The organism is Citrobacter sp. S39 (genome assembly GCF_009495675.1).
GTDB classification, from domain to species: domain Bacteria; phylum Pseudomonadota; class Gammaproteobacteria; order Enterobacterales; family Enterobacteriaceae; genus Citrobacter; species Citrobacter freundii.
The window spans coordinates 3648107-3669147 of record NZ_CP045555.1; the positions used below are offsets into that span (position 1 = coordinate 3648107).

Below are 21041 nucleotides of genomic sequence, written 5' to 3' on the forward strand. Positions count from 1 at the left end.
GGAGAGTTGCTATGCCTTACCTGCACACCGCTTCCCTGCGCCCATCGCTGTTGGCGCTGGCGATTGTCAGTAACCTGCCCGCCGTAGCCTATGCGGCGGTCGAAGATATGACCGTTACCGCCACCGGCAATGCCCGTAGTGCCTTTGAAGCGCCGATGATGGTCAGCGTGATTGATGCCACCGCCCCGGAAAACCAGACCGCCAGTTCGGCAGCCGATCTGTTGCGGACGGTTCCGGGTCTAACCCTCGATGGAACGGGTCGTACCAATGGCCAGGACGTGAATCTGCGCGGCTACGATCGACGTGGCGTTCTGGTACTGGTTGACGGCGTTCGTCAGGGAACTGACACCGGACACCTGAACAGCACCTTCCTCGACCCGGCGCTTATCAAACGTATCGAAGTCGTGCGTGGCCCTTCCGCACTACTGTACGGTAGCGGCGCGCTGGGCGGCGTGATCGCCTATGACACTGCGGATGCCAAAGATCTGCTGGAAGCCGGACAAAACAGCGGTTACCGCGTGTTCGGTACCGCGGCAACCGGCGATCACAGCCTCGGTATGGGCGCCAGCGCATTTGGGCGCACCGATACGCTGGACGGACTGCTTGCATGGTCGAGTCGCGATCGCGGTGATTTGCGCCAGAGCGACGGTACTACAGCGCCAAACGATGAAGCGATCAACAATATGCTGGCGAAAGGTAGCTGGAAAATTGACAGCGCCCAGACGTTGGCCGGCTCGCTGCGTTACTACAACAATGACGCCCGGGAACCTAAAAACCCGCAGACCAGTGCGGCGGATGCCAGCAACCCGATGACCAACCGTTCAACGATCCAGCGTGATGCGCAACTGACCTACTCGCTTGCTCCTGCAGACAATGACTGGCTGAACGCGGATGCCCGTATCTACTGGTCCGAAGCGCGCATTAATGCTCAGAACGCAGATAACACTGGCGAATTTCGCAAGCAAACCACCAAAGGCGGGAAGATCGACAACCGCAGCCGCCTGTTTACCGACTCTTTTGCATCTCACCTGTTGACCTACGGCGGTGAATACTATCGCCAGGAACAACAACCGGGTGGTTCAACCACCGGTTTCCCGGAGGCAAAGATCGATTTCAGCTCAGGCTGGCTACAGGATGAAATCACCCTGCGTGACCTGCCGGTTACGCTGCTGGGCGGTACCCGTTATGACTCTTATCGCGGCAGCAGCGACGGCTATGAAGATGTTGATGCTGACAAATGGTCGTCCCGCGCCGGACTCACCGTTACGCCAGCCGACTGGCTGATGCTGTTCGGTTCATACGCTCAGGCCTTCCGTGCGCCAACCATGGGCGAGATGTATAACGATGCGAAACACTTCTCGATTGGTCGTTTCTACACTAACTACTGGGTGCCAAACCCTAACCTGCGCCCGGAAACCAACGAAACACAGGAATACGGATTTGGCCTGCGCTTTGACGATCTGCTGATGGCGAGCGATGCGCTCGAATTTAAAGCCAGCTATTTCGACACCAAAGCAAAAGATTACATCTCCACCAGCGTCGACTTCGCCGCTGCGACAACCATGTCCTATAACGTTCCCAATGCCAAAATCTGGGGTTGGGACGTGATGGCGAAATATACCGCCGACCTGTTCAGCCTCGACATGGCCTATAACCGCACACGCGGCAAAGATACTGACACAGGTGAATACATTTCCAGCATTAATCCGGACACCGTCACCAGCAAACTGAATGTGCCGGTTGCGCACAGCGGTTTCTCCGTAGGCTGGATCGGGACATTTGCTGACCGTTCAACGCATATCAGCAGCACCTACGCTAAACAGCCTGGCTATGCGGTAAACGATTTTTACGTGAGCTATCAGGGCCAACAAGCACTGAAAGGCATGACCACCACGCTGGTACTGGGCAACGCCTTTGACAAAGAGTACTGGTCGCCGCAAGGCATTCCGCAGGATGGTCGTAATGGCAAAATTTTCGTGAGTTATCAGTGGTAATCACTTTTCCCCGGTTCGCCGGGGCCGCAATCTGGAAGGAAGAGACAATGAATCATTACACACGCTGGCTGGAACTGAAGAAAGAAAATCCCGGAAAATACGCACGTGACATTGCAGGATTGATGAATATTAGCGAAGCCGAACTGACCTTTGCGCGCGTCGGCCATGACGCCTGGCGCTTACGTGGCGAAGTCCGCGAAATCCTCGGCGCACTGGAAGCGGTTGGTGAAACCAAATGCATTTGCCGCAACGAATATGCGGTGCATGAACAGGTTGGCGCTTTTACCAATCAGCACCTGAACGGCCATGCCGGGCTGGTTCTTAATCCGCGTGCACTCGACCTGCGTCTGTTCTTAAATCAGTGGGCAAGCGCTTTTCATATCAGTGAGACCACCGCCCACGGCGAGCGTCAGAGCATTCAATTCTTTGACCATCAGGGAGACGCACTGCTGAAGGTCTATACCACACAAAATACCCTCGTTGAGGAATGGGCGGCATTGCTGACCCGTTTCATCTTTGCAGAAAACCCGCCGCTGGTGCTGCAACCCGTCAACAATTCTGTGCCTGCCGCCGTCACTGTCGACGCACAGACTGTTGATCAAGAGTGGCGAGCCATGACCGATGTACATCAGTTCTTCGGTCTGCTGAAACGCCACGATCTCACCCGTCAACAGGCGTTTAATCTGGTTGGCGACGATCTGGCCTGTAAGGTTTCTAATAGCGCACTGGCGCAATTACTCGACACCGCGCGTCAGGATGGCAACGAAATTATGGTTTTTGTGGGTAATCGCGGCTGTGTACAGATATTTACCGGCGTGATTGAAAAACTGGTACCGATGAAAGGCTGGCTGAACATCTTCAACCCAACCTTTACCCTGCATCTACTGGAAGAGAGCGTGGCAGAAACGTGGGTGACGCGTAAACCGACCGCCGATGGTCACGTCACCAGTCTGGAGCTGTTTGCTGCCGACGGCACGCAAATCGCCCAGCTGTATGGTCAACGTACGGAAGGCGAGCCGGAGCAGACGCAATGGCGCGAACAGATTGACGCACTGACGCCGAAAGGACTGGCCGCATGAAAAAACTGCTGGCCCTGATCGCGCTGCTGCCCTTCGCGGCGCTGGCTGCGTCCGAGGAACGGGTTGTTGCGCTCGGTGGCGATGTCACCGAGATTGTCTACGCACCGGGAGCACAACCCTCCCTTGTGGCGAGAGACAGCACCAGCCAGTGGCCTGTTGCGGCAACCGCGTTACCTGATGTTGGTTATTTGCGCCAGCTCAACGCCGAAGGGATCCTGGCTACCCGCCCTACGCTGGTCCTTGCCAGCGCGCAGGCACAGCCCTCTTTAGCGCTAAAACAGCTTGAGCAGAGCAACGTCAAGGTTGTCACGATCCCAGCAAGCAACGATCTTAACGCGATTGATGAAAAAGTTCGGGTTATCGCTGAGGCTACTCATCGGGAGGCCGACGGCGAAACGCTGCGCGCAACGTTACGTCAGGAACTGGCGACGCTCCCGTCGTCTGAACTTAATAAACGTGTGCTGTTTATTCTCAATCATGGCGGGATGACCGCGATGGCGGCGGGCCAGCAAACCGGAGCCGATGCGGCGATTCGTGCCGCAGGTCTACGCAACGCGATGCAGGGCGTTAATCGCTATCAGCCGCTGTCACAAGAAGGCGTCATTGCCAGCCAGCCCGATCTGGTGGTGATTTCGCAGGACGGCGTTAAGGCGATGGGTGGCGAAGATAACCTGTGGGCGCTACCGGGACTTGCGCAAACACCTGCCGGAAGGAATAAACAGGTATTGCAGGTTGACGATATGGCGCTGTTGGGCTTCAGCGTTCGCACGCCACAGGCTATTTTGCAGCTTCGTGCTAAAGCAGAGCAATTGCCCTGATGTCCCGGCGGATCACCTGTTCGTTGTGGATGTTGGCATTGATGCTGGTTGCAATGACGATTCTGGCTACCGGTTTTGGCGCGTTGCGCCTGCCGGTAAGTCTGCTCTGGCGTGATGGCGATGAGGCACTGCGTCAAATCTGGCTCACGATTCGTCTTCCCCGCGTCCTGCTGGCACTGGTGATTGGCGGCTCTCTGGCGCTCGCTGGCTGCGTGATGCAGGGGCTGTTTCGCAATCCGCTTGCAGACCCTGGATTACTGGGAATAAGCAGCGGCGCTGCCTGCGCTGTGGCCCTGTGGGTGGTGCTGCCTGTCTCTTTGCCCGCGCTGATGATGTTGTATGCTCCAATGCTGGCCGCTTTTTTCGGCGCGCTGGCGGCAACCGTAGTGATTTTTATCCTCAGCCAACAGCGCGACGGTTCGCTCTCCCGCCTGCTGCTGGTCGGCATTGCCATCAACGCGCTCTGCGGGGCGGCGGTTGGCGTACTGTCGTGGGTCAGTAATGATGCGCAACTGCGCCAGCTGTCGCTATGGGGAATGGGAAGTCTGGGGGCCGCACAGTGGTCCACGCTGTTGGCTGTCACTTCGCTGACAATCCCGACAGTGCTGATCATCTGGCGACTTGCTCCGGCGCTGAATCTTCTGCAACTGGGTGAGGAAGAGGCGCATTATCTCGGCGTTGATGTACGTACAATCCAGCGTATTTTGCTGCTTTGTAGCGCATTACTGGTTGCCTCAGCCGTGGCGGTAAGCGGCGTGATTGGCTTTATCGGGTTGGTAATCCCACATTTAATACGTATGTGGCTCGGCTCAGACCATCGGGCCGTTATTCCGGGTTCCGTGCTGGCGGGCGCGTTTTTATTGCTGATTGCCGACACCCTGGCTCGTACGGCGGTTGCGCCTGCGGAGATGCCGGTCGGTCTGTTGACCAGTCTTCTCGGCGCACCGTGGTTTTTATGGCTTATTTTTCGTCAGCGAGGAGCGCATGGCTGAACATTTCATCGCTGAAAGGCTTCGCTATCACGTAGCTGGCAGACCGGTGATTGACGACGTATCGCTCGCCCTTACAAGAGGTGAACTGGTTGCGCTCATCGGCCCAAACGGTGCGGGAAAATCCACCCTGCTGCGCCTGCTGACCGGTTTTCTGCAGCCCGCTAGCGGACGCTGCGTGCTGGCGGGCAAACCGCTGCATGAATGGTCTACCCAGACCCTGTCGCGGCATCGGGCAGTGATGCGCCAGCAAACACTGTTGGGATTCGACTGGCCGGTAGAGGCCGTCATCGCGATGGGCCGCGCGCCGTGGACCCAACAGCAGGAGCCCCGGCTTATCGCTCAGGTGATGGAAATGACCGGATGCACACCGTTGGCGGGTCGGCAATACGCCGCGCTTTCCGGCGGCGAGCAACAGCGAGTACAGTTAGCCCGTGCGCTGGCACAACTCTGGTGCGACGGTGCGCCTCGCGGTTGGTTATTCCTTGATGAACCGACCTCCGCGCTGGATCTTTACCACCAGCAGCATCTGTTGCGCATGCTAAAAACGCTTACCTCTTCGGGAGAGCTGCATGTGTGCATTGTGCTTCACGATCTGAACCTCGCCGCACTGTGGGCAGACAGAATAGTGCTGCTGCACAACGGCAGGCTGGTATCGCAGGGAACACCGGAAACTGTGTTACAGGCCGATGACCTGAAGCGCTGGTACGGTGCTCAGGTACACGTTGGCCAGCATCCGGCCAACGCCTCCCCGCAGGTATTTCTGGCCCCTTAGCTTGAACAACTCACTTCCAGCCGTTTGCCCCAGTCAGGTGGACGGCTGACATAGTCATCATCACGATCGGCAAACGGGGTACGCAACGCCTGGTGCAACCGATGCAGCTCGGCGTAATCCCCCTGTTCTGCCTGACTAATCGCCCGTTGCGCCAGCCAGTTACGTAATACCATCGCCGGGTTAGCCGCCTTCATCTGGGTTTGTCTGACAGCATCGGCAATATTGTCTTGCTGAAGGCGCGAGCGATACCGCGTGAACCAGTCGTCAAACGCTGCGCGGTCGATAAACTCATCGCGCAACGGAGATTGCCCACTGTGTTGTTCCGTTTGGCTGAGCATGCGAAACGTTCGCGTATAGTCGCTTCTTTCCCGCGACATCAGACTAAACAGCTCGCTAAGCAGTTCGTTATCGTCTTTCTGCTCGCTAAAGAAGCCGAGCTTTTGCCGCATCCGCTGACCGTAGCGAGTTAACAGCGCCAGCTGGTAACTGTCCAGCGCATCATTGAGCGCCTCGACCGGGATAAACGGCGACAGGGTTTGCGCCAGACGTTGCAGGTTCCACAACGCGGCGGCCGGTTGATTATCGAAACTGTATCGCCCCTGGTTGTCAGAGTGATTGCAGATATAATCGGGCACGTAATCATCAAGAAAACCGAATGGACCGTAATCCATCGTCAGACCCAGAATCGACATGTTGTCCGTGTTCATAACACCATGCGCAAATCCTACCGCCTGCCAGTCAGCGATTAACGTCGCTGTACGCGTGACAACATCGTTAAACCACAGCTGATATTTATCGGCGTCTTCCTGCCATTGCGGCCAGTAATGGCGAATCGCAAAGTCAGCCAACTGGCGCACTTTTTCCGGCTCCCGGCGATAGTAAAAATGCTCAAAATGGCCAAACCGCATATGGCTTTGCGCCACGCGGATAAGCATCGCCCCCGCTTCGACCGTTTCGCGATACACCGGCGTGTCGCTGGTGACAATCGACAATGCCCGCGTGGTCGGTATTCCCAGGTAGTGCATCGCTTCACTGGCCAGGCTTTCGCGAATGGTCGAGCGCAGCACGGCGCGCCCATCACCCATGCGGGAATACGGCGTGAGTCCGGCGCCTTTCAGGTGCCAGTCAAACGTTGAACCATCCGCAAGCTGTTGTTCGCCCAGCAGGATCCCACGTCCGTCGCCAAGCTGACCAGCCCAGACGCCGAACTGATGCCCACTATAAACCTGGGCTAAAGGCGACATTCCGGGAAGCAGCGATTCGCCTCCCCAAACGCCCGCACCAGTTGGAATATCAAATAGCGCCGCAGGAATAGCTAATTGCTCCGCCAGCGCATCGTTATGCCAGATAAGGCGCGCATTTTTCAAAGGGGTGGGTGAAAGCGCGGTATAAGTTGCTGGTAGTTCATCACGCCAGCGAGTGGTAAAAGACAGGGTCATAGGGCCTCCTGCCTCTAGTGTAGACTGTTAATAGCCTGTTAAACACCAGCAAATAAAAGGGTTATATCTTAGCAAGCGAAATTATCTGCGCAGGAGGCACTGCAGGCCACAATCCTCCCTGCATGGCACTGAATCCCACAGGCAAAACGCGCTCCAGCATCTCTTGTGTATCAATTCCGCTAATGATTATTGACTCACAGCTGGGAGATAGTTGCGCCAGAATAGCCCGCATAAACGGTTCAAACGAAATATGTGCAATCCTTTGTTGAACAAAGTTTTTATCCAGAACGACGCGTTTGAACAGGCCGTCAAAAATTGCCCGGGTTGATATACCGCCAGCACCATAGTTTGTCAGGGCTAATGGAAATCGCGCAGCAAGTGCGGCCAATGTTGGATTATCTTTGCCTTTGTTTAACTCCGGATAGCTTTCATTAATAGTCAGCTCCAGAAATGAAAATCGTTCAACTTGTGAAGCAAGTTCAGTATCTGATAATAAAGTATTAGCAATTGCTGGCGTTAAATTAACCCAGGCAAATACTTTTCGCTGAATAAAAAAATGTTGGCACGTTTCGATTAATTCTAGTTTTTCTACAAATAAACGACATTCTTCGTCGTCTGACATCCGAGGTAGGACCAGCTCGGTGGGTATACGCACATCCCCATGTGCACTGGCGAAATTGGTGATGATGTCGACGAATTCAAGATCGCCTTTTTCGCTTCTCGCAGGAAGAAAAGAGAACTCAGAATGGTAAAGATTATCCAGTGAAACAATCATCGTGCCAGCCCCGCTGCATGGGTGTTATCCGGCATCCTGTAGCAAAGGATGAAGAAATACGTTACTGCTGATGCAAGTAGAGGCCCTTTCATTTTTCCCTTTTTAGCCGGTAAATCGAATCCTTTTTTTTAGCTTATCCTGATTATAAGCGAATATCCAGCTTTGCACTTTTTAATATCTCGGAATAAATCATATTTTTAGCAAGATACGCTCTTAATGTTCATGGGTATTGTCTAACCCAAAGCAGAAATAAAAGTTAACTTTCAAACGGTGATGTCGAGGCTGCCACTCGATGGCAGCCTCGGAGTTGTGGGGATTAAATACGTCGCGCCTGCCAAAAGTTTTTACGCCAGTAAACGTTATCCAGAGACGAGCGCATCACTCCACGGCTGGTTGAAGCATGAATAAATTGATTATTGGTATCGTAAATACCGACATGCAGACCGCGTTCCCCAGACCCGGTTTTAAAGAAAACCAGATCGCCAGGCAGCAAATCGTCTTTATCAATTTCGGTACCAATCTTTGATTGCGTACGCGTATCGCGTGGGAGTTGCAGATCGAATTTATCGCGCATCGTCATCAAAACAAATCCAGAACAATCCACCCCGCTACGACTCATACCACCATAACGATAGGGTGTGCCATGCCAGGTTTGTAGCTGATCATTAAGACCGGCGATAACGGCGATTGAATCCGACAAGCGGGCATTTGGCGCAGGCGCACGATGGCTGCTGCAGCCCGCCAAAAACAATGCTGTGATTAAAAGGAGCCAAAAGCGCATTCAGTACGAATCCTCTGAATTTTATTTTTATACCAATTTAGCGTGGAAATTATATGATTTTCAAGAACCCATTTAACTTAAGTGGTTGATATGAGCATTCTGTGCCCTTCAATATCCAAACGTCGGAAGTTGACGCCATAGGCCGCAGACAGATTTGCCGGCGTCAGTACCGCATCTCGAGAACCACTGGCAAGTAGTTTCCCGCGTTTGAGTAGCCAAGCTTTATGCGCATGGCGTAAGGTGTGATTAAGGTCGTGACTGCTCATCACAATCGCTATGCCCTGCAAACACAGCTGACTCAACAATCGATCCAGTGCGTTTTGTTGCGCGACGTCCAGACTGTTCATCGGCTCATCCAGGAGTAAAAGCTGACCTAATGGATTCGCTTGTGGGCAAATCTGCAGGATAACCGCAGCCAGACGCACACGCTGCCACTCACCGCCGGAGAGTTGGTTCACGCCACGCCCCAGTTTATCTCCCAGGCCGAGCGCATCGGCGACCTCCTGTAACAGATCGGTACGTGCTTTGTCGGGTTGATGCAGCGTCAGAAAATGCCAGACCGGCATCGCAAACGGCGGATTTTGCTGTTGCGCAAGATAGGCACGATATTGCGCCAGCCTGGCAGCCGGCCATTCCTCCAACGGCATATCACCAAAAGTGATGCTGCCCTCTCCGTTCGTCAGACCCGCCATACGCGCCAACAGCGTACTTTTTCCGGCACCGTTTGGTCCCACTAAATGCAGGATCTCTCCTGCTTTTATCTCACCAGAAAGCGGGCCAAGACGGGTCGATTCCGCGACGTCCTGTAGCTGCATCAATCGAGACATTAGTTTGCCAGCGCCTGCTTGATGGTTTGCACCAGAATGGGATCCTCAGGCGTCATATCCGGTGAGAATCGTTGCAGCACTTTTCCATCGCGACCCACTAAAAACTTCTCGAAATTCCAAAGAATATCGTCCGGGTAGAGCGGCGCACGACCTTTGCTCGCCATTCGCTCATAGAACCCACTGTCCGCAGGTGCAACGGCCGTTGGTGCGGCATCAATCAGCTTCTGATACAGCGGATGGCGTCCCTCGCCGTTGACGTCAATTTTGCTGAACATCGGGAAAGTTACGCCCCAGGTGGTACTGCAGTACGTTTTTATTTCCTCTTCGCTGCCCGGCTCCTGGCCCAGAAACTGATTGCAAGGGAAACCAAGAACGCTGAAGCCCTGTTGGTGCCAGGTTTTCTGCAGATTCTCCAGTTGCTCGTACTGCGGCGTCAGTCCACATTTTGAAGCAACGTTGACGATTAACAGCACATTTCCGGAATACGGCTGCAGTGAGGTAACCTCGCCGTCGATGGTCGTCACTTCTGTATCGAGGATAGTGTTTTGCATAGCATCTCCAGAACAACAGGTGGATTTTCAGTGTTTAATCATAGACCGAACCAACGCGTTCTAGCGCGCGGCTTTTAACAATAGCCAGATAAATACCGGTGCGCCCATGGTGGCCGTCACCACGCCGATAGGTAACTCAGCCGAGGCCAGCACCAAACGCGCGACAACATCAGCAAACAGTAATGCGATTGCACCAGCCAACGCACAACCTGGCAATAAAACACGGTGATCGGTGAGGCCGCACAGTCGCAAAATATGCGGGATCACAAGCCCAATAAAACCAATCGCCCCTGCCAGAGCCACGCTCACGCCGACCATCCAGCCCGTGGCGACCACCAGCAGGTTGCGCCAGAACCATAGGGGCAGCCCCAGCTGACGAGCAGATATCTCTCCTAATGCCAGCATATTCATCGGCTGCGACTGACAGCAGATCCACACCAGTACCGGAATCAACGCTATCATGAGCCAGGCCTGATGCCAGTCTACGCCACCGAAGCCCCCCATCATCCAGTACATCAGCTGTCGTAAGTCAAATGAGGTGGAGAAGTAGATGGCCCATGTCATCAGCGCGCTACAGATAATCCCCAGCGCCACCCCTGCCAGCAGCAGACGGCTGGTAGACAAATGGCGGCGGGCGAAACGTAGCAGTATGAGCGTGATAATCAGCGCCCCGGCAATGGCGCAAAGGCCCAATGCCCAGCCGGGAAGTTGCCCCTGCCCCAGCAGCACCGCCGCGATGAGCCCGACTCCCGCGCCGTTAGACACGCCTAATAATCCCGGCTCGGCGAGCGGATTTTCAAAGAGAGCTTGCATCACTGCGCCTGATAAGGCCAACGCAGCGCCTACCAGCAAAACGGCAAGGGTACGGGGAAGTCGGATTTGCCAGACGAACAGATCGCCGCGGGCGCTGAACCAGTCGCCGGGAGCGATCCATTGTTCTCCTGCGCACAAGCTTAGAATCGTTGCCAGTAGCATAAGTACTGACAGTGACAGTATCCAGCGCACATTTCGACGCTGCTGTTGATGGGCGAAAGTCAGCATGTTTTCCATTCTGCTGAAAAGAGATGAAGGTGATTCTACGGTGCTGATTCGGTAGTGAAAAGGAAAAAGGCCGCAGAGCGGCCTTTTTAGTTATATATCATGGTTTGCGCTGCCGCTTTGATGGCAGAGCAAGTGACTTAACGGATCGTTAAATCACTCTTCTTTGGGCGTTGCGTTTTCGACCCGGCTTTTTAACTTCTGTCCGGGTCTGAAGGTCACCACGCGCCGTGCTGTAATGGGAATATCTTCGCCCGTTTTCGGGTTACGGCCCGGACGTTGATTCTTATCACGCAGATCGAAGTTACCAAAACCAGAGAGTTTTACCTGCTCACCATTTTCCAGAGCACGACGGATCTCTTCGAAAAACAGCTCGACCAGTTCTTTGGCATCCCGCTTGCTAAGCCCAAGCTTATCAAACAGATATTCTGACATTTCAGCTTTTGTAAGCGCCATAGGTTCAATCCCTCAATGATGCCTGGAATCGCTCTTTTAATGCCTCTACACATTTGGCGACGGTAGCGGCAATCTCCTCTTCTTCAAGTGTACGGCTGGTATCCTGAAGGATCAGGCTGATAGCGAGGCTCTTATAACCCTCCGCAACACCCTTACCGCGGTACACGTCAAATAAGTTTACGCCAACTACCTGATTTACGCCAACTTTCTTACACTCGGATAAAATATCCGCAGCGGGAACGTTTTCGGCCACAACGACCGCGATGTCGCGGCGGTTTGCCGGGAAGCGAGAAACTTCACGCGCCTGAGGCACCACGCGGTCTGCGAGCTTATTCCACTCCAGTTCAAACACCAGAGTGCGACCGTTCAGATCCAGTTTACGTTCCAGTTCAGGATGAACAACCCCAATGAAACCAATACGTTCACCTTTCAGATAAATCGCCGCAGACTGACCCGGATGCAGTGCTGGATTCGCTTCAGCTTTGAACTGAATGTCTGCCAGTTTGCCGGTCAGGTCGAGAACCGCTTCCAGATCGCCTTTCAGATCATAGAAATCAACGGTCTCTTTTGCCAGATTCCAGTGTTCATCATGACGGTTACCGCAGATCACGCCCGCCAGCATCAGATCCTGACGGATCCCGAGATTGGCCTGTGTATCCGGTACGAAACGTAAACCCGTTTCAAAAATACGTACGCGGTTCTGCTGACGGTTCTGGTTATACACTACCGTAGACAGCAAGCCGGTCCACAGGGACAAACGCATAGCCGACATATCAATAGAGATTGGGCTTGGCAACAGCAGTGCTTCTTCACCCGGGTGCAGCAGCGACTGGACTTTCGGATCGACGAAGCTGTAGGTAATTACTTCCTGGTAGCCTTTGTCATTCAGCATGGTTTTTACACGTTTCAGCGACAAATCCGCTTCACGATGCGTACCCATGATAAGACCAGCCTGAATCGGCGTGTTCGGGATATTGTCATAACCGTATACGCGGGCGACTTCTTCGACCAGGTCTTCTTCGATTTCCATATCGAAACGCCAGCTCGGCGCGACCGCTTTCCACTCATCCTGCCCTTCCGTCACGTCACAACCCAGACGACGCAGAATGTCGCTCACCTGCTCATCCGCAATATGGTGTCCGATCAGACGATCCAGTTTGCTACGACGAAGCGTAATGGTTGCGCGTTTTGGCAGCGTGTCTTCGTTCGTCACGTCAATGACTGGACCCGCTTCGCCGCCGCAGATATCGATCAGCAGGCGCGTTGCACGTTCCATGGCCTTATGTTGCAGAGCCGGATCGACACCACGCTCATAGCGGTGAGAAGCATCGGTGTGCAGACCGTGACGACGTGCGCGACCGGTAATAGACAGCGGGCTAAAGAATGCACATTCCAGCAGGACGTTTTGCGTTTCATCATTCACGCCGGAATGTTCGCCACCAAAGATGCCGCCCATCGCCAGCGCTTTGTTATGGTCCGCAATCACCAGCGTATCCGCATTCAGCTTCGCTTCGCTGCCATCCAGCAATACCAGGGTCTCACCCTCTTTTGCCATACGGACAACAATTCCGCCTTCAATGCGGTCTTTGTCGAATGCGTGCATCGGCTGGCCCAGTTCGAGCAGCACATAGTTAGTCACGTCAACCACGGCATCGATTGAACGAATACCGCAACGACGCAGTTTTTCTTTCATCCACAGCGGGGTCGGCGCTTTAACATTGATGCCTTTAACCACGCGGCCCAGATAGCGTGGACAGGCTTCCACGGCTTCAACCTGAATCGGCAGGACGTCGCTAATGGTTGCCGCTACAGGCGCGATTTCCGGCTCAACCAGCGGAGCTTTGTTCAGCACAGCAACATCACGTGCGACACCGATAATGCCTAAGCAGTCGGCGCGGTTCGGCGTGACGCTGATTTCGATAGTGTTGTCGTCAAGCTTAAGGTATTCACGGATATCGGTGCCAATTGGCGCATCGGCCGGCAGTTCGATAATACCGTTATGATCGTCGGAAATCCCCAGCTCAGAGAATGAGCATAGCATACCTTCAGACGGCTCACCGCGCAGTTTCGCGGCTTTGATTTTGAAATCGCCCGGCAGAACGGCACCAACGGTTGCCACAGCCACTTTCAACCCCTGACGGCAGTTTGGCGCACCGCAGACGATATCCAGCAGACGGTCGCCGCCTACATTCACTTTGGTGACACGCAGTTTGTCAGCGTTCGGGTGCTGGCCACATTCAACCACTTCACCCACCACAACGCCGTTGAACGCGCCGGAAACAGGTTCCACACCGTCAACTTCCAGACCCGCCATCGTGATTTGGTTTGACAGAGCATCACTGTCAATCGCCGGGTTTACCCATTCGCGTAACCACAGTTCACTGAATTTCATTGTTTTATCCTGCCTTTATTTAAACTGTTTGAGGAAACGCAGATCGTTTTCGAAGAAAGAACGCAGATCGGTAACACCGTAACGCAGCATGGTCAGACGCTCCATCCCCATACCAAATGCAAAGCCCGAGTAGATTTCCGGATCGATGCCAACATTACGCAGCACGTTCGGGTGAACCATCCCGCAACCCAGCACTTCCAGCCACTTACCGTTTTTGCCCATCACGTCTACTTCCGCAGAAGGTTCAGTGAACGGGAAGTAGGAAGGACGGAAACGAACCTGCAGGTCTTCTTCAAAGAAGTTGCGCAGGAAATCGTGCAGCGTGCCTTTCAGGTTGGTGAAGTTGATGTTGGTATCAACAATCAGCCCTTCCATCTGATGGAACATCGGGGTGTGAGTCTGATCGTAATCGTTACGATATACACGGCCCGGGGCGATAATACGGATCGGCGGCTGTTTTTCCTTCATGGTGCGGATCTGCACGCCGGAAGTCTGCGTACGCAGCAAACGCGTCGCGTCAAACCAGAAAGTGTCGTGGTCAGCGCGCGCCGGATGATGGCCAGGAATGTTCAGCGCATCGAAGTTATGATAGTCATCTTCGATTTCCGGACCAGTCGCCACGGTAAAGCCCAGCTCACCAAAGAAACTTTCAATCCTGTCAATTGTACGCGTTACAGGATGCAGACCGCCGTTTTCGATACGACGCCCTGGCAGGGAGATATCGATAGTTTCTTCTGCCAGACGGGCATTCAGGGCAACACTTTCTAATTCGGCCTTACGCGCGTTCAGCGCTTGCTGCACCTGCTCTTTGGCTTCGTTTATCACCGCACCTGCTGCCGGGCGCTCTTCTGGCGGCAGTTCGCGCAGGGTTGTCATCTGAAGGGTCAGGTGCCCTTTCTTGCCCAAATATTCGACGCGGACATTGTCTAACGCGGCAACATCTGAAGCCTGGTTAATGGCGGCCGTTGCACTGGCAACCAGCTCTGCGAGATGTGACATGGTTTTCCTCGTTATGTTGCGATATTCACTAGTCGCTCATATATACGCAAAATCATTCAAGTTGTATCAACGCAGCAAAAGAGCGAATGCAGCCAATACAGAGACAACTTGAAGGATGACGCGTATAAAAAAAGCCTCCACCAGGGAGGCTTTTAGGCGCTGTTTTCCGTTTCTTCTTTCACGCGCAAGCCTCCTGATTTCAGGTGCTAAAGTAAAAGAAGAAGCGGAAAATAGCAGCATTCATGCTTGCGTTACCTTGTGTGGTAAAAACCGGACAACCTTTATTGAAAAGGCTTACGGATAAATTGTCAACTAATTGATTGTACTGCAAATAAAAGAGAGGGAGCCAGGCTCCCTCTTTTCACCGGCTTATGCCAGAGCTGCTTTCGCTTTTTCGACCAGAGCGGTGAACGCTACTTTGTCGAATACTGCGATGTCAGCCAGGATCTTACGGTCGATTTCAACAGAGGCTTTTTTCAGGCCGTTGATGAATTTGCTGTAAGAAATACCGTTCTGACGTGCTGCTGCGTTGATACGCGCAATCCACAGTTGACGGAACTGACGCTTTTTCTGACGACGGTCACGATAAGCGTACTGACCAGCTTTGATAACAGCCTGGAAGGCAACGCGGTATACGCGAGAACGCGCACCGTAGTAGCCTTTAGCTTGTTTCAAAATTTTCTTGTGACGTGCACGGGCAACTACACCACGTTTTACGCGAGCCATATGTGCTCTCCTGTATCTATATTCTTAGTAAAAAAATGAATTAAACGTTAACGGCTTATGCGTACGGCAGGCACGCGATAACCAGACCCAGATCGCCTTTAGACACGAGGCCTTTTGGACGCAGGTGACGTTTACGCTTAGTAGATTTTTTGGTCAGAATATGACGCAGGTTTGCGTGCTTACGCTTAAATCCACCACCACCGGTTTTTTTGAAACGCTTAGCAGCACCGCGTACGGTCTTAATTTTTGGCATTTTAATAACTTCCACTTCGCATTGTTAATAAACGAAACGTAGGCGAACAACGGCTGTGGAACCCGTAGGCTCCACAGACATTGCTACTTGAAGGCCTTACTGTTTCTTCTTAGGAGCGAGCACCATGATCATCTGGCGGCCTTCGATCTTCGTAGGGAAGGATTCGACTACTGCCAGTTCACTCAGATCGTCACGGACGCGGTTGAGCACTTCCATACCGATCTGTTGGTGGGCCATCTCACGACCGCGAAAACGCAGCGTGATCTTAGCCTTATCGCCATCTTCCAGAAAGCGTACCAGGCTGCGGAGTTTTACCTGGTAATCGCCATCGTCGGTGCCAGGACGGAATTTAATTTCCTTAACCTGGATAACTTTTTGCTTTTTCTTCTGTTCCTTAGAAGACTTACTCTTTTCATAAAGGAACTTGCCGTAGTCCATAATACGACAAACTGGCGGTTCGGCGTTAGGGCTGATTTCAACTAAATCTACTCCAGCTTCTTCAGCTTTTTCGATCGCTTCTCTCAGACTCACAATACCCAAAGCTTCGCCTTCCAGACCTGTTAAGCGAACTTCCAGGGCGCGAATCTCGCCATTGATACGATTCGGACGTGCCGTTTGAACTCGTTTTCCGCCTTTAATACCTTATTCCTCCAGTTGTTGAAGACTGCGGCTGCGAATCTCTTGTTGCAGCTTCTCAATCACTTCATTTACGTCCAGGCTGCCCAAGTCTTTGCCACGACGGGTGCGCACGGCAACTTTGCCTGCTTCTACCTCTTTGTCGCCACAGACCAACATGTAAGGGACACGACGTAAAGTGTGCTCGCGGATTTTAAAGCCAATCTTCTCATTTCTCAAGTCTGCTTTTACACGAATACCCGCATTTTGTAGTTTCTGCGTTAATTCGTTAACGTATTCAGACTGAGAATCGGTGATGTTCATGACCACAACCTGAACCGGCGCAAGCCAGGTCGGGAAGAAGCCAGCGAACTCTTCGGTCAGGATACCGATGAAACGTTCCATCGACCCAAGAATTGCACGGTGAATCATAACCGGCACCTGACGTTCGTTGTTTTCGCCAACGTAAGAGGCGCTTAAACGGGACGGCAGGGAGAAGTCCAGCTGTACAGTACCGCACTGCCATGCACGATCGAGGCAGTCATACAGGGTAAATTCAATTTTCGGACCGTAGAACGCGCCCTCACCCAGTTGGAACTCAAACGGGATGTTGTTTTCTTCCAGCGCAACGGCCAGGTCAGCTTCAGCACGGTCCCACATTTCATCGCTACCGATACGTTTTTCGGGGCGAGTGGACAGTTTGACGACGATTTTCTCGAAGCCAAAGGTGCTGTACATATCGTAGACCATACGAATGCACGCGTTAACTTCATCACGAATCTGCTCTTCAGTACAGAAGATATGCGCATCATCTTGAGTGAAGCCACGAACACGCATCAGGCCATGCAGCGCACCTGACGGTTCATTACGGTGGCAGCTACCAAACTCAGCCATACGCAGCGGCAGATCGCGATAGGATTTCAGACCCTGATTAAAGATCTGTACGTGACCCGGGCAGTTCATTGGCTTAATGCAGTATTCACGGTTCTCAGAAGAGGTGGTGAACATTGCATCTTTGTAGTTATCCCAGTGACCTGTTTTTTCCCACAGCACGCGGTCCATCATGAACGGACCTTTCACTTCCTGATACTGGTATTCTTTCAGTTTTGAGCGAACAAAGACTTCCAGTTCACGGAAGATAGTCCAGCCATCGTTGTGCCAGAACACCATACCCGGTGCTTCTTCCTGCATATGATACAGGTCAAGCTGCTTGCCGATTTTACGGTGGTCGCGTTTGGCCGCTTCTTCCAGACGTTGCAGATAGGCATTCAGGGCTTTTTTATCTGCCCATGCAGTACCATAAATACGCTGCAGCATCTTGTTATTGCTGTCGCCACGCCAGTATGCCCCAGCGGTCTTCATCAGTTTGAAATGATGGCAGAAACGCATGTTCGGCACGTGCGGGCCACGGCACATATCGACATATTCTTCATGATGGTACAAGCCAGGCTTGTCATCATGGGCGATGTTTTCATCAAGAATAGAGACTTTATAGGTCTCGCCACGCTTCACGAAGGTTTCACGCGCTTCGTACCAGCTGACTTTCTTCTTAATGACATTGTAGTTTTTCTCAGCGAGCTCGTGCATCCGCTTTTCGAGCGCGTCGACGTCTTCCTGGGTTAACGTACGGTCAAGATCGATATCGTAGTAAAAACCGTTATCAACAACCGGTCCGATCGCCATTTTGGTGTGCGGCCAGAGTTGTTTGATCGCGTGCCCTAACAGGTGCGCACAGGAGTGACGAATGATCTCCAGACCTTCTTCATCCTTCGCGGTGATGATGGAGAGCTTCGCATCATGCTCAATCAGATCGGAAGCATCTACCAGCTCACCGTCAACACGGCCAGCAATAGTGGCTTTCGCCAGACCAGGACCGATGTCCAGCGCAACATCCATGGGGCTTACAGCGTGGTCGTAATGGCGTTGGCTGCCATCAGGAAGAGTAATAACAGGCATGTTATATCCTTATTTGCAGTGGTGACCCACACGTAAGATCACATACAAAGATTCAATATTTAAAATTATCAAAAAGGTGTGGGCTGATTCCCGCTTCACTCTGCGAAATATGTCACTGATTGCCTCAATGGCTACACTGGACCTACACCCGCTTTTTGATAACACCGTTTCACAGTGTACACGGCATTTCGAGCCGATCAAAGCAACAATCAACGCGCGCTCTATGATGTAAATCAATTCACTGACACCCTGACGTCTTTGTTACACTTGCAGAAAGTCATCTAATCTGAGCAGGAAAAGAACAATGCCAACAAATCGCTTTGCAAAGAAACACTGGAAGATGGTTGTGATCCTGCTCGTTATTTGTGCAGCAATGCTAATGCTACGTTGGGCAGCGATGATCTGGGGTTAAATGACGCTCACCCGCTATTCCAGTTTCGTTTATTTATCAATTAAATCGAATTCGTCTGAAAAAAAGCGCGTTATTGATAAGTACTAAAAATAAAACACAGATTATCTATTAAATAACCTTAACTTTAATAGATAAAAGCCGGGCCAATTATTTGACCCGGTTTGTCATTACATCCGGTAGCCGAGTGAAACAGTAGTACGACGATCGGTATGTTCCGGCGCTGTTGCCGGTGGTTCAGAGTTCCAGGTGACGTTGTAAGCCACCTTTAACCCAAAGTGTTCGTTGATGGCAACGTTCAAGGCCGTTTCAGAGTTGAGCGTTGTATCGTCCGCACCGAATACCGACACGCCTTGCGTAAATTTAGTATTGTCCGTCATCTGCCACGCATAGGCCCCGGACGCATAGCCCAGCGGCTGTGTTTCGGTGGTGCCATCCGTATGCTCGTCATAGCGCACGCCAGGACCGAATTCAAAACGGAAGCTATGTACTGGCCCGTTAAGGAACTGACGACCATAACCGGCGGTCAGCACGTCACGCTCGCGATAGCCGTTGTAACGGTCGGTCAACCAGCTTGCCTGCCCAAAGAGATAGTCATAGTCAGTCATGTTGTAACGACTACGACCACCTACGGCATATTTCTCTGATGAACGCTCATCATTTGAGGAGGTATTGCTGGCATTTCCCCACAGAGACCACGCCGTGGTTTCACCGTACCAGGTCATGGTGGTGTCTGCGGTTAAAGAAGAACTTTTTGTGTTGCCTGACTGGGCGAGATATCCCGCGTTCAGGTTACCTTCAAAGGGTTTTTTCGCGCTGGAAGGGTCATCCATGACAGTAAAAACGGAATCATCGGCGGCAGCATGCATTGACGCAAGCAGGCCCCCCGTCAGCAGTAATGCTGCGGGCACTGTCTTCAAAAGCTTCATTTATTAAGAGTCCGTACAACAAAAAAAGAGACCATTACGGTCTCGGAAACTTTCATATGGATCAATGACAAAAGACCCTTGAAAGGTAACAAATTATAAAAAGACTCGAATAACATAGCAATAAATTCTTATTTCATTTTTTGAATAAGAGCGTTCCTAAACCTTTATTTTATTTATATAACTTTATGACGATAATTTTAAATAAAGATATGAAAAATCATGTTGTTAATTACTTCACTTTCGGGAGGTTAAGTGCCAGACTGAGGACAGCCTAACAGGAGGTAAAGATGGTACGTATCTATACGTTAACACTTGCGCCCTCTCTCGATAGCGCAACAATCACTCCACAAATTTACCCGGAAGGTAAGCTTCGTTGTACCTCGCCGGTTTTTGAACCCGGCGGCGGCGGCATCAACGTCGCTCGCGCAATTGCCCATCTTGGCGGAACCGCAACGGCGATTTTCCCCGCGGGGGGTGCAACCGGAGAGCATCTTGTTGCATTGCTCGCCGACGAAAATGTTCCCGTATCCACCGTCGAAGCCAAAGACTGGACCCGACAAAATCTTCATGTCCACATTGAGTCCAGCGGCGAACAGTATCGTTTTGTCATGCCTGGCGCTGCGCTGACCGATGACGAGTTCTACCAACTTCAGGATCAGGTGCTGGAAATTGAATCTGGTGCATTGCTGGTCATCAGCGGTAGTTTGCCGCCCGGCGTACAGCTTGAGAAGTTGACCCGACTGATTACCACCGCACAAAAACAGGGGATCCGCTGTATTGTCGACAGTTCAGGCGAAGCACTGACGGCGGCGTTAGCCATCGGCAATATCGAACTGGTCAAACCCAACCTCAAAGAACTGAGTGCGCTGGTAAACCGCGAACTGACACAGCCCGATGATGTGCGCAAGGCCGCGCAGGAAATCGTACATAGTGGGAAAGCGCACCGCGTTGTGGTCTCGCTTGGGCCGCAAGGGGCGCTGGGCGTAGATCGAGAAACCTGCGTTCAGGTGGTTCCGCCACCGGTGAAAAGTCAAAGCACCGTAGGCGCGGGCGACAGCATGGTCGGGGCCATGACGCTTAAACTGGCTGAGAATGCACCTTTTGAGGATATTGTCCGTTACGGCGTCGCCGCAGGTAGCGCAGCAACGCTCAATCAGGGTACGCGCCTGTGCTCTTTGGACGACACGCAAAAAATTTATTCGTATCTCACTCAGTAATGACACCGTCCCTCTTATGAAGA

Annotated in this window: 22 protein-coding genes and 1 other annotated feature; of the genes, 7 read left to right on the top strand and 15 right to left on the bottom strand. The window is 52.6% G+C overall.

All coding sequences use genetic code 11. The features are described 5' to 3' along the window. Positions 1 to 11: 11 nt before the first annotated feature. From GFB57_RS17390 to GFB57_RS17410, 5 genes are read left to right on the top strand one after another with little or no spacing between them, the layout of a single operon-like run. Entirely contained in the window at positions 12 to 1994 is a 1983-nt protein-coding gene (locus tag GFB57_RS17390; RefSeq protein ID WP_003030557.1) for a TonB-dependent hemoglobin/transferrin/lactoferrin family receptor, read from the top strand. A gap of 47 nt (positions 1995 to 2041) precedes the next feature. Continuing rightward, a complete protein-coding gene (chuS, locus tag GFB57_RS17395) occupies positions 2042 to 3073 on the top strand; it encodes a hematinate-forming heme oxygenase ChuS (RefSeq protein WP_003030558.1) in 1032 nt (343 codons plus the stop codon). Beyond that, entirely contained in the window at positions 3070 to 3891 is an 822-nt protein-coding gene (locus GFB57_RS17400) for a hemin ABC transporter substrate-binding protein (protein WP_290366840.1), read from the top strand. The genes chuS and GFB57_RS17400 overlap by 4 nt, the downstream gene beginning before the upstream one ends. After that, positions 3891 to 4883: an iron ABC transporter permease gene (locus tag GFB57_RS17405; RefSeq protein WP_008323854.1), complete on the top strand. Its 993-nt coding sequence runs from the start codon at positions 3891 to 3893 to the stop codon at positions 4881 to 4883. The genes GFB57_RS17400 and GFB57_RS17405 overlap by 1 nt, the downstream gene beginning before the upstream one ends. Continuing rightward, the gene (locus tag GFB57_RS17410; RefSeq protein WP_003030561.1) at positions 4876 to 5655 is read left to right on the top strand and encodes a heme ABC transporter ATP-binding protein; all 780 of its coding nucleotides are present in this window, start codon (positions 4876 to 4878) and stop codon (positions 5653 to 5655) included. Before GFB57_RS17405 ends, GFB57_RS17410 begins: the two co-directional genes overlap by 8 nt. Here GFB57_RS17410 and selO read toward each other — a convergent pair. The 14 genes from selO to thrS form a co-directional block, all read right to left on the bottom strand. Continuing rightward, entirely contained in the window at positions 5652 to 7094 is a 1443-nt protein-coding gene (selO, locus tag GFB57_RS17415) for a protein adenylyltransferase SelO (protein ID WP_008323845.1), read from the bottom strand. The genes GFB57_RS17410 and selO overlap by 4 nt on opposite strands. Before the next feature lie 61 nt (positions 7095 to 7155). Continuing rightward, positions 7156 to 7869, bottom strand: coding sequence for an EAL domain-containing protein (locus GFB57_RS17420; protein ID WP_290366841.1), 714 nt, complete (start codon positions 7867 to 7869; stop codon positions 7156 to 7158). Positions 7870 to 8185: 316 nt separating this feature from the next. Further along, complete coding sequence (locus GFB57_RS17425) at positions 8186 to 8650, bottom strand: NlpC/P60 family protein (protein ID WP_003030566.1); 465 nt, start codon at positions 8648 to 8650, stop codon at positions 8186 to 8188. Positions 8651 to 8727: 77 nt separating this feature from the next. Next, entirely contained in the window at positions 8728 to 9477 is a 750-nt protein-coding gene (gene btuD, locus GFB57_RS17430; protein WP_003030567.1) for a vitamin B12 ABC transporter ATP-binding protein BtuD, read from the bottom strand. After that, entirely contained in the window at positions 9477 to 10028 is a 552-nt protein-coding gene (locus GFB57_RS17435) for a glutathione peroxidase (RefSeq protein WP_003030569.1), read from the bottom strand. The genes btuD and GFB57_RS17435 overlap by 1 nt, the downstream gene beginning before the upstream one ends. Positions 10029 to 10088: 60 nt before the next feature. Continuing rightward, positions 10089 to 11069 carry a vitamin B12 ABC transporter permease BtuC gene (gene btuC, locus GFB57_RS17440; RefSeq protein WP_003030570.1) on the bottom strand — a complete coding sequence of 327 codons (981 nt, stop codon included), beginning with the start codon at positions 11067 to 11069 and terminating at the stop codon, positions 10089 to 10091. A 153-nt stretch (positions 11070 to 11222) separates the two neighbouring features. Continuing rightward, entirely contained in the window at positions 11223 to 11522 is a 300-nt protein-coding gene (gene ihfA / locus GFB57_RS17445; protein WP_003030571.1) for an integration host factor subunit alpha, read from the bottom strand. A gap of 4 nt (positions 11523 to 11526) precedes the next feature. Further along, complete coding sequence (pheT, locus tag GFB57_RS17450) at positions 11527 to 13914, bottom strand: phenylalanine--tRNA ligase subunit beta (RefSeq protein WP_003030574.1); 2388 nt, start codon at positions 13912 to 13914, stop codon at positions 11527 to 11529. Positions 13915 to 13929: 15 nt separating this feature from the next. Then, on the bottom strand, positions 13930 to 14913 hold the full coding sequence (gene pheS, locus GFB57_RS17455) for a phenylalanine--tRNA ligase subunit alpha (RefSeq protein WP_003030576.1): 984 nt from the start codon (positions 14911 to 14913) through the stop codon (positions 13930 to 13932). 124 nt (positions 14914 to 15037) lie between these two features. Next, positions 15038 to 15162 (bottom strand) — a sequence feature (Phe leader region). Beyond that, on the bottom strand, positions 15113 to 15157 hold the full coding sequence (gene pheM / locus GFB57_RS17460) for a pheST operon leader peptide PheM (protein WP_001386830.1): 45 nt from the start codon (positions 15155 to 15157) through the stop codon (positions 15113 to 15115). Its footprint overlaps the feature before it by 45 nt. A gap of 120 nt (positions 15163 to 15282) precedes the next feature. Beyond that, the gene (gene rplT, locus GFB57_RS17465) at positions 15283 to 15639 is read right to left on the bottom strand and encodes a 50S ribosomal protein L20 (RefSeq protein ID WP_003030578.1); all 357 of its coding nucleotides are present in this window, start codon (positions 15637 to 15639) and stop codon (positions 15283 to 15285) included. Between the two features lie 55 nt (positions 15640 to 15694). Then, positions 15695 to 15892 carry a 50S ribosomal protein L35 gene (gene rpmI / locus GFB57_RS17470; protein WP_003030583.1) on the bottom strand — a complete coding sequence of 66 codons (198 nt, stop codon included), beginning with the start codon at positions 15890 to 15892 and terminating at the stop codon, positions 15695 to 15697. 96 nt (positions 15893 to 15988) lie between these two features. Next, on the bottom strand, positions 15989 to 16531 hold the full coding sequence (gene infC / locus GFB57_RS17475; protein ID WP_048997935.1) for a translation initiation factor IF-3: 543 nt from the start codon (positions 16529 to 16531) through the stop codon (positions 15989 to 15991). A gap of 3 nt (positions 16532 to 16534) precedes the next feature. Beyond that, positions 16535 to 18463, bottom strand: a complete 1929-nt coding sequence (gene thrS / locus GFB57_RS17480; RefSeq protein WP_003030588.1) for a threonine--tRNA ligase — start codon at positions 18461 to 18463, stop codon at positions 16535 to 16537. Positions 18464 to 18767: 304 nt separating this feature from the next. Between thrS and yniD the strand changes: the two genes are divergently transcribed. Continuing rightward, on the top strand, positions 18768 to 18875 hold the full coding sequence (yniD, locus tag GFB57_RS17485; protein WP_003030590.1) for a small membrane protein YniD: 108 nt from the start codon (positions 18768 to 18770) through the stop codon (positions 18873 to 18875). A gap of 167 nt (positions 18876 to 19042) precedes the next feature. Here yniD and GFB57_RS17490 read toward each other — a convergent pair whose 3' ends face one another. Next, a complete protein-coding gene (locus tag GFB57_RS17490) occupies positions 19043 to 19801 on the bottom strand; it encodes a YdiY family protein (protein WP_003030592.1) in 759 nt (252 codons plus the stop codon). A gap of 287 nt (positions 19802 to 20088) precedes the next feature. On the opposite strand from GFB57_RS17490, the gene pfkB reads away from it, so the two are divergent. Beyond that, on the top strand, positions 20089 to 21018 hold the full coding sequence (gene pfkB / locus GFB57_RS17495) for a 6-phosphofructokinase II (RefSeq protein WP_003030596.1): 930 nt from the start codon (positions 20089 to 20091) through the stop codon (positions 21016 to 21018). Positions 21019 to 21041: the final 23 nt, after the last annotated feature.

Bases quoted from the DNA above. Each gene is read 5' to 3' on its own strand.
- rplT (WP_003030578.1), bottom strand. From the start codon at position 15,639: ATGGCTCGCGTAAAACGTGGTGTAGTTGCCCGTGCACGTCACAAGAAA.
- selO (WP_008323845.1), bottom strand. From the start codon at position 7,094: ATGACCCTGTCTTTTACCACTCGCTGGCGTGATGAACTACCAGCAACT.
- GFB57_RS17425 (WP_003030566.1), bottom strand. From the start codon at position 8,650: ATGCGCTTTTGGCTCCTTTTAATCACAGCATTGTTTTTGGCGGGCTGC.
- GFB57_RS17435 (WP_003030569.1), bottom strand. From the start codon at position 10,028: ATGCAAAACACTATCCTCGATACAGAAGTGACGACCATCGACGGCGAG.
- pheS (WP_003030576.1), bottom strand. From the start codon at position 14,913: ATGTCACATCTCGCAGAGCTGGTTGCCAGTGCAACGGCCGCCATTAAC.
- pfkB (WP_003030596.1), top strand. From the start codon at position 20,089: ATGGTACGTATCTATACGTTAACACTTGCGCCCTCTCTCGATAGCGCA.
- btuC (WP_003030570.1), bottom strand. From the start codon at position 11,069: ATGCTGACTTTCGCCCATCAACAGCAGCGTCGAAATGTGCGCTGGATA.
- yniD (WP_003030590.1), top strand. From the start codon at position 18,768: ATGCCAACAAATCGCTTTGCAAAGAAACACTGGAAGATGGTTGTGATC.
- GFB57_RS17490 (WP_003030592.1), bottom strand. From the start codon at position 19,801: ATGAAGCTTTTGAAGACAGTGCCCGCAGCATTACTGCTGACGGGGGGC.
- ihfA (WP_003030571.1), bottom strand. From the start codon at position 11,522: ATGGCGCTTACAAAAGCTGAAATGTCAGAATATCTGTTTGATAAGCTT.
- btuD (WP_003030567.1), bottom strand. From the start codon at position 9,477: ATGTCTCGATTGATGCAGCTACAGGACGTCGCGGAATCGACCCGTCTT.
- thrS (WP_003030588.1), bottom strand. From the start codon at position 18,463: ATGCCTGTTATTACTCTTCCTGATGGCAGCCAACGCCATTACGACCAC.
- pheT (WP_003030574.1), bottom strand. From the start codon at position 13,914: ATGAAATTCAGTGAACTGTGGTTACGCGAATGGGTAAACCCGGCGATT.
- GFB57_RS17405 (WP_008323854.1), top strand. From the start codon at position 3,891: ATGTCCCGGCGGATCACCTGTTCGTTGTGGATGTTGGCATTGATGCTG.
- GFB57_RS17400 (WP_290366840.1), top strand. From the start codon at position 3,070: ATGAAAAAACTGCTGGCCCTGATCGCGCTGCTGCCCTTCGCGGCGCTG.
- GFB57_RS17390 (WP_003030557.1), top strand. From the start codon at position 12: ATGCCTTACCTGCACACCGCTTCCCTGCGCCCATCGCTGTTGGCGCTG.
- GFB57_RS17420 (WP_290366841.1), bottom strand. From the start codon at position 7,869: ATGATTGTTTCACTGGATAATCTTTACCATTCTGAGTTCTCTTTTCTT.
- chuS (WP_003030558.1), top strand. From the start codon at position 2,042: ATGAATCATTACACACGCTGGCTGGAACTGAAGAAAGAAAATCCCGGA.
- rpmI (WP_003030583.1), bottom strand. From the start codon at position 15,892: ATGCCAAAAATTAAGACCGTACGCGGTGCTGCTAAGCGTTTCAAAAAA.
- GFB57_RS17410 (WP_003030561.1), top strand. From the start codon at position 4,876: ATGGCTGAACATTTCATCGCTGAAAGGCTTCGCTATCACGTAGCTGGC.